Here is a 6,120-nt window from a genome sequence, read left to right as displayed (position 1 = left end):
CGCCCTGCTCGACGCCGGCGGGTTCGACGCCCTCGCCGCGTCGTCGGACCTCGTCGTGACGGGCTGTGGCGGCTTCGACTGGGAGTCGCTCCAGCAGAGCGTGGCCCTCGGCGTCTCGCGCCGTGCCCAGCGCCTCGGGGTGCCGACGGTCCTCGTCGCGGGCGAGAGCGTCGTCTCGCGCCGGGAGGCGATGGATGCCGGGCTGAGCGGCGTCTACACCCTCGCCGATGCGCCCCGTCGCCCCGCGCCGGAGGGCGACACCGCCACACGCCTCGCCGTCCTCGCCACCCGCGTCGCCCGCACGTGGTCCCCCCAGCGGTCATGAGGCACTCTCCCGGGGCGGCGCGAGCATCGATCGGGCCGACGTATTCTGGGGTAGTCGGGAACACATCCGACCCCCACCGGGTTGTCGACCCTGACCCGTGCACCACGACGCGAAGGACACACAGATGAGTGTTGAGACGAACGCTTCCGCCACCGAGGCCCAGGCCGAGGCTCCGGCCCACGGGGTCGTCCTCACCGATGTGGCCACCGCCAAGGTCAGGAGCCTGCTCGAGCAGGAGGGCCGCGACGACCTGCGTCTGCGCGTGGGCGTCCAGCCCGGCGGCTGCTCCGGCCTGATCTACCAGCTCTACTTCGACGAGCGGACGCTCGACGGTGACCTGGTGCGGGACTTCGACGGTGTCGAGGTCGTCGTCGACCGGATGAGCAGCCCCTACCTCGAGGGCGCGACGATCGACTTCGCGGACACCATCGAGAAGCAGGGCTTCACGATCGACAACCCCAACGCCGGCAGCAGCTGCGCGTGCGGTGACTCCTTCAGCTGATCGCTGACGCGGACACGAAGGGCCCGGCCGTTCCTCGGCCGGGCCCTTCGTCGTCCCGCGGTCGCGGGTGAGACGCGACGCGCGGCGCCCGCTGCGCCGCATACATCTTCGTATGCCACTCACGGATCCTGCCGCGGCCAGTCCGCCACGAGCGGGGTGTCGGACGGGACGACGCCGAGCGGGGCCGCGCCGCCGGGCGACCCGAGCGGCTCGTCCTGACCCGGCAGCGTGTCCTCGAAGAAGGCGGCGTTGTCGGCCAGGAAGGGCTGCAGCTCCCCGGGCAGGTCGTCCTCGTAGTAGATGGCCTCCACCGGGCAGACCGGCTCGCAGGCCCCGCAGTCGACGCACTCGTCGGGATGGATGTAGAGGGTCCGGTTCCCCTCGTAGATGCAGTCGACCGGGCACTCCTCGACGCAGGCACGGTCCTTGACATCGATGCACGGGCTGCCGATCACGTAGGTCATGCGGAGCTCACCTTCATCCCTTCCCTTGTTGTTTTAACGAACTTCTTGTAAAAACAAAGAGTACGACCGGATCGGCGACAGGAGAAGCCCATGCCCACCCAGCCCGGTGAGGTCCGCCCCCAGAGGACGGCGGACGGTAAAGGCGCACGGGGGAGAGCGGGTCAGGCCCTCGTCTACGGCGACTTCACGTGCCCATGGAGCTACCTGACCTGGCGTCGCACAGAGCTGCTGCGCGCCGCCGGCGTGGCGATCGACTGGCGGAGCGTCGAGCACGACCCCTGGCACACCCTGCGACCCATCGACATCAGCGACCGGTTCGGTGCGCTGCGCGCCGAGCTGGCCCGGGTCGAGCAGCACCTGCTCCCGGGCGAGGTTCTGCCACGGACGCTGGCCGGCTTCGTGCCGTTCACGGGTGCCGCGACCTCCGGGTATGCCGAGGCCTACGTGGCAGGGGTGGCTGGACCGGTCCGACGCCTGCTCTTCGAGGCGTTCTGGCGCCGCGGTGTCGACCTCAATGACGCCCGCGTCGTACGGACCCTCCTCGTCGATGCCGTCCGCCGTGGTTCCTCCACGAGCGAGCTGGTGGGCAGGTGGGGTTACGCCTTGGACGTCACCGGCGGCCCGGTCACCCATGCGGGCTGGGAGGCCGTCCGGGACTGGCGCGTCGCATGGGCGGCCACGGCGGCGGACGACAGGTCGGTCGCGGGCGTCATCCCGGTCGTCATGGTCGACGGGGAGGATCCGGTGCACGGAGTGGCGGCCGTCGACCGTGTCGGCCGCCTCGTCGCCGACGCGGGACTCGACCCGGGCGGCGCCGACGCGCTCAGGGACCCGGGCGACGTCGGCGCCGCCTGAGGCCGACCGTGCGACCATGGACCCGATGACGACCCCACCCGCTGCCGCACTCGCCGACCGGGCCCACGGTCTCGGTCCGACCCGCGCCCGGGTGCTCGGCACCCTGCAGGACCTGCGCGTCCCCTCGACGGCGGGTGAGGTCGCACGGCGGCTCGGGATCCACCTCAACACCGCCCGTTTCCACCTCGACGCGCTCGTCTCCTCGGGCCTTGCCGAGCGCGCCCGCGAGGACCGCCGCAGGCCGGGTCGCCCGCAGGTCCACTACGCGGCGACCCAGTCGGCGCCGCAGGCGACCCACCGGAGCTACCGGCTGCTCGCGGAGATCCTCAGCCGACACCTCGCGCGGCACTCCAGCGACCCCGGTCATGACGGCGTCGAGGCGGGCCGCGACTACGGGCGCTTCGTCGCGGCGGCGTCGGGCCCGGTCGGCTCGCTTCCGTCCGGGGAAGCGGTCGCGGCCGTCGTCGCGACCCTTGACGGGATGGGCTTCGACTCCCGCCGGGTCCCGGACGAGGAGACCGCCTCCCAAGGAGCGCTCGTCGAGGTGACGAACTGCCCGTTCCTCGAGGTCGCCGAGGGCCACCTCGAGATCGTCTGCGCCGTCCACCGCGGGATCATGGAGGGCATGCTCGAGGAGCTGGGCGGCTCCGCCCGGGTCGAGCGGCTCGACCCGCTCGTCGCCCCGAGCCGGTGCGTCGCCCGGTTCACCACGCACGCCCGACGGCGGGGGGTTGCCGCCGGGGAGCCACCGCCGCGCTAGGTTGCACTGGTGCAGATCGCCATCACCGGTTCCATCGCCACCGACCACCTGATGACGTTCGACGGCCTCTTCGCCGACTCGCTCGTCGTCGAGCAGCTCGACAAGATCTCGTTGTCGTTCCTCACCGAGGACCTGCAGGTGCGCCGCGGCGGGGTCGCCGCCAACATCGCCTTCGGCATGGCGAACCTCGGACAGCGCCCGATCCTCGTCGGGTCCGTCGGTGAGGACTTCACCGACTACCGGTCCTGGCTGGAGCGGCACGGTGTGGACTGCCAGTCGATCCACTACTCGGAGTCCCAGCACACGGCACGGTTCGTCTGCACCACCGACCGGGACATGGCGCAGATCGCCACCTTCTACGCCGGCGCCATGACCGAGGCCCGCGACATCGAGCTGGCTCCCGTGGCCCAGCGGGTCGGCGGCCTCGACCTCGTCGTCGTCGCCCCGAACGACCCGGTCGCGATGTTGCGGCACACGGACGAGTGCCGCACCCGCGGCATCCCGTTCGTGGCCGACCCGTCCCAGCAGCTGGCCTTCATGGACGGGGAGTCGATCCGGCGGCTCATCAACGGGGCCGACTACCTGCTCACCAACGAGTACGAGGCACACCTCGCGTGCCAGAAGACCGGCTGGTCGCCGGAGGAGCTCGCGGAGCGGGTGCGGGTGCAGGTGCGAACCAGGGGCAAGGACGGCGTGACGGTCCGCGTCCGTGGCGAGGACCCGATCGAGGTGCACGCCGCCCGCGAGGTGCGGCGCGCCGACCCGACCGGTGTCGGCGACGGCTTCCGGGCGGGTTTCCTCACCGGCCTCGCCGCCGGGCTGCCGATGCGCCGGTGCGCCGAGCTCGGCTCGATGCTCGCCACCTACGTCCTCGAGACGGTCGGGACGCAGGAGTACGCCCTGCGGATCCCCGAGTTCCTCGAGCGGCTCGCCGACGCGTACGGGGCGGGGGCGGCGGAGGAGATCGCGCCCCACATCAACGACCGCTGGGCCTGACGGGGCGCCGTGCCGCAACCGCCGGACCCCTCGCACTGGGACTTCGACCTCGACCGGGTGCCGCCGGGGGAGGACCTGGTCGGCGTCGGCGCGGACCTCCGGGTGGCCACGCTCTACCAGGCCTATTGCGAAGGGGTCTTCCCGATGGGCGTCGGCGAGCACGGCGCGCCCCCCATCGGCTGGTGGTCACCGGACCCCAGGGGCGTGCTCCGGATCGGGGAGCTTCGCGTCACCCGCTCGCTGCGCAAGATGCTGCCGCGGTTCGACTTCCGGGTCGACACGGCGTTCCTCGAGGTCGTCCAGGCGTGCGCGGACCCCAGCCGCCCGGGCCGGTGGATCACGCCCGAGGTCGTGGAGGCGTACCTGCGCCTGCATGAGGCCGGCTGGGCCCACTCGATCGAGGCGTGGCAGGGCGGGCGCCTCGTCGGCGGGCTCTACGGCGTCGCGATCGGCGGCCTCTTCGCCGGCGAGTCGATGTTCCACCACGCCCGGGACGCGTCCAAGGCGGCGCTGGTGCACCTGCACGACCTGCTCGCGGCCGACGGTCTGCCCGACCGGCTGATCGACGTGCAGTGGCGCACCCCGCACCTCGCGTCGCTCGGCATCACCGAGGTGTCTCGGCCGCGCTACCGGGAGCTGCTCGGGCGCGCCCTCGAGCTGCCCCTCCCGGACCCGTGGAACTGACCTCGAGAGGGGCCTCGGCATCGACGGCCGCGCAGCCGCGGGCGCGCGGGCCGCGAGACACGGGGCCCGGTGAGCGACATACGGATTCGGGTGCCGCCGAGCACGCGAACGGCCGCTGAAACGCAATCGGCCCCCCTCCCGACAGCGGGGAACCCGTGGGGGTAGGGTGCTGCCGTGTGGGCACGACCGTGTCCGTGGAGAACTTTGAACTGCTCGAGCGCGTGTCGGTGATCGGCGTGCGCTCCAAATGAAAGGTGCACGTGGTGCCTGAGCACGTTGACACCCCTGGGGTGACACGGCGACGGCGGTGGGCCCGGGTCACGGGGATCGCCGCAGTCAGCGCAATCGCGCTCACGGGCTGCCAGGGCAAGCTGTCCAACGGCTTCCTGCCCGAGGCGGTCTCCGACAGCGGCCGGCGCGTCACCGACCTGTGGGTCGGCAGCTGGATCGCCGTCCTCGGGGTCGGCGTCATCACGTGGGGCCTCATGCTCTACGCGGCGGTGCGGTTCCGCAAGCGCAAGGGTGACGACACCCTGCCCGTGCAGCTGCGCTACAACATCCCCGTCGAGCTGCTCTACACCATCATTCCGATCTTCATGGTCGCGGTGTTCTTCTACTACACCGCCCGCGACGAGGCCGCGCTGACCGACACGAGCAAGAAGCCCGACGTCACCATCAGCGTCGTCGCCAAGCAGTGGAGCTGGGACTTCAACTACGTCGACTCGAACGTCTACGAGAGCGGCGTGCACACCCAGCTCAACGGCCAGCCCGGTGCCCGGGCGCAGATGCCGGTTCTCTACCTGCCTGTGAACAAGCGAGTCGAGTTCGTCCTCAACGCCCGCGACGTCATCCACAGCTTCTGGGTGCCGGCGTTCATGACGAAGCTCGACATGCTCCCCGGGCGGACCAACAAGCTCCAGATCGTGACCCAGCAGGAGGGCGAGTTCCAGGGCAAGTGCGCCGAGCTGTGCGGTGCCTACCACTCGGAGATGCTCTTCATGGTCAAGATCGTCTCCCAGGCGGAGTACGACCAGGAGATGGCCCACCTGGCCGCCATCGGTCAGAAGGGCCAGATCCCGGTCGATGTCAGCCGTGAGCCGCTGGTCCACGGAGACTCCAAGCTCGTGCCCGCCCCTGCTCTCACCGGAAGTGTCAATCAATGAGCGCTGCGACGCTGACGACCACCACAACGCCGCAACACACCACCGCCGCCCACACCTTCGTCAAGTGGGTCACGACCACTGACCACAAGCGGATCGGCAACCTCTACTTCATCACCTCGTTCCTGTTCTTCCTGCTCGGCGGCGTCATGGCGCTCGTCATCCGCGCCGAGTTGGTCGCACCCGGACTGCAGATCGTCGACAACCCCGAGCAGTTCAACCAGCTGTTCACCATGCACGGCACGATCATGCTGTTGCTCTTCGCGACGCCGCTGTTCGCCGGCTTCGCGAACGCGATCATGCCGCTGCAGATCGGCGCGCCCGACGTGGCGTTCCCGCGCCTCAACATGTTCGCCTACTGGCTCTACCTGTTC

Annotated in this window: 9 protein-coding genes; 8 read left to right on the top strand and 1 reads right to left on the bottom strand. The window is 70.7% G+C overall.

Annotation, left to right across the window (positions count from 1 at the left end):
- Both ACTHJJ_RS16530 and ACTHJJ_RS16525 read left to right on the top strand, forming a co-directional pair.
- Nucleotides 1-325, top strand: a 325-nt coding sequence (locus tag ACTHJJ_RS16530; RefSeq protein ID WP_440304040.1) for a glycerate kinase, incomplete at its 5' end; no start/stop codon positions are given.
- A gap of 124 nt (nucleotides 326-449) precedes the next feature.
- Nucleotides 450-827, top strand: a complete 378-nt coding sequence (locus ACTHJJ_RS16525) for a HesB/IscA family protein (RefSeq protein WP_440304039.1) — start codon at nucleotides 450-452, stop codon at nucleotides 825-827.
- Nucleotides 828-946: 119 nt separating this feature from the next.
- Here ACTHJJ_RS16525 and fdxA read toward each other — a convergent pair whose 3' ends face one another.
- Nucleotides 947-1,291 (bottom strand): ferredoxin, encoded by a 345-nt coding sequence (gene fdxA, locus ACTHJJ_RS16520; RefSeq protein ID WP_440304038.1) that lies wholly within the window; start codon nucleotides 1,289-1,291, stop codon nucleotides 947-949.
- Nucleotides 1,292-1,381: 90 nt separating this feature from the next.
- Here fdxA and ACTHJJ_RS16515 point away from each other — a divergent pair, with 90 nt between their 5' ends.
- The 6 genes from ACTHJJ_RS16515 to ACTHJJ_RS16490 all read left to right on the top strand — a co-directional run.
- Entirely contained in the window at nucleotides 1,382-2,146 is a 765-nt protein-coding gene (locus tag ACTHJJ_RS16515) for a DsbA family protein (protein WP_440304037.1), read from the top strand.
- Nucleotides 2,147-2,171: 25 nt separating this feature from the next.
- Nucleotides 2,172-2,906: a helix-turn-helix transcriptional regulator gene (locus ACTHJJ_RS16510; RefSeq protein WP_440304036.1), complete on the top strand. Its 735-nt coding sequence runs from the start codon at nucleotides 2,172-2,174 to the stop codon at nucleotides 2,904-2,906.
- Nucleotides 2,907-2,915: 9 nt separating this feature from the next.
- The gene (locus tag ACTHJJ_RS16505; protein WP_440304035.1) at nucleotides 2,916-3,902 is read left to right on the top strand and encodes a carbohydrate kinase family protein; all 987 of its coding nucleotides are present in this window, start codon (nucleotides 2,916-2,918) and stop codon (nucleotides 3,900-3,902) included.
- 9 nt (nucleotides 3,903-3,911) lie between these two features.
- Complete coding sequence (gene aat, locus ACTHJJ_RS16500; protein ID WP_440304034.1) at nucleotides 3,912-4,586, top strand: leucyl/phenylalanyl-tRNA--protein transferase; 675 nt, start codon at nucleotides 3,912-3,914, stop codon at nucleotides 4,584-4,586.
- A 254-nt stretch (nucleotides 4,587-4,840) separates the two neighbouring features.
- A complete protein-coding gene (gene ctaC, locus ACTHJJ_RS16495; RefSeq protein ID WP_440304033.1) occupies nucleotides 4,841-5,749 on the top strand; it encodes an aa3-type cytochrome oxidase subunit II in 909 nt (302 codons plus the stop codon).
- A partial coding sequence (locus ACTHJJ_RS16490) for a cbb3-type cytochrome c oxidase subunit I (protein ID WP_440304032.1) occupies nucleotides 5,746-6,120 on the top strand: 375 nt, incomplete at its 3' end. The genes ctaC and ACTHJJ_RS16490, both read left to right, overlap by 4 nt.

The sequence above is a fragment of the Intrasporangium sp. genome (genome assembly GCF_051961875.1).
GTDB lineage: Bacteria > Actinomycetota > Actinomycetes > Actinomycetales > Dermatophilaceae > Intrasporangium_A.
Note: the sequence above shows the minus strand (reverse complement) of the source record. Positions and strands in the feature narration are given on the sequence as shown.

Excerpts from the sequence above, each read along its gene's own strand:
- ACTHJJ_RS16515 (WP_440304037.1), top strand. The coding sequence starts at position 1,382 with ATGCCCACCCAGCCCGGTGAGGTCCGCCCCCAGAGGACGGCGGACGGT.
- ACTHJJ_RS16510 (WP_440304036.1), top strand. The coding sequence starts at position 2,172 with ATGACGACCCCACCCGCTGCCGCACTCGCCGACCGGGCCCACGGTCTC.
- ACTHJJ_RS16525 (WP_440304039.1), top strand. The coding sequence starts at position 450 with ATGAGTGTTGAGACGAACGCTTCCGCCACCGAGGCCCAGGCCGAGGCT.
- fdxA (WP_440304038.1), bottom strand. The coding sequence starts at position 1,291 with ATGACCTACGTGATCGGCAGCCCGTGCATCGATGTCAAGGACCGTGCC.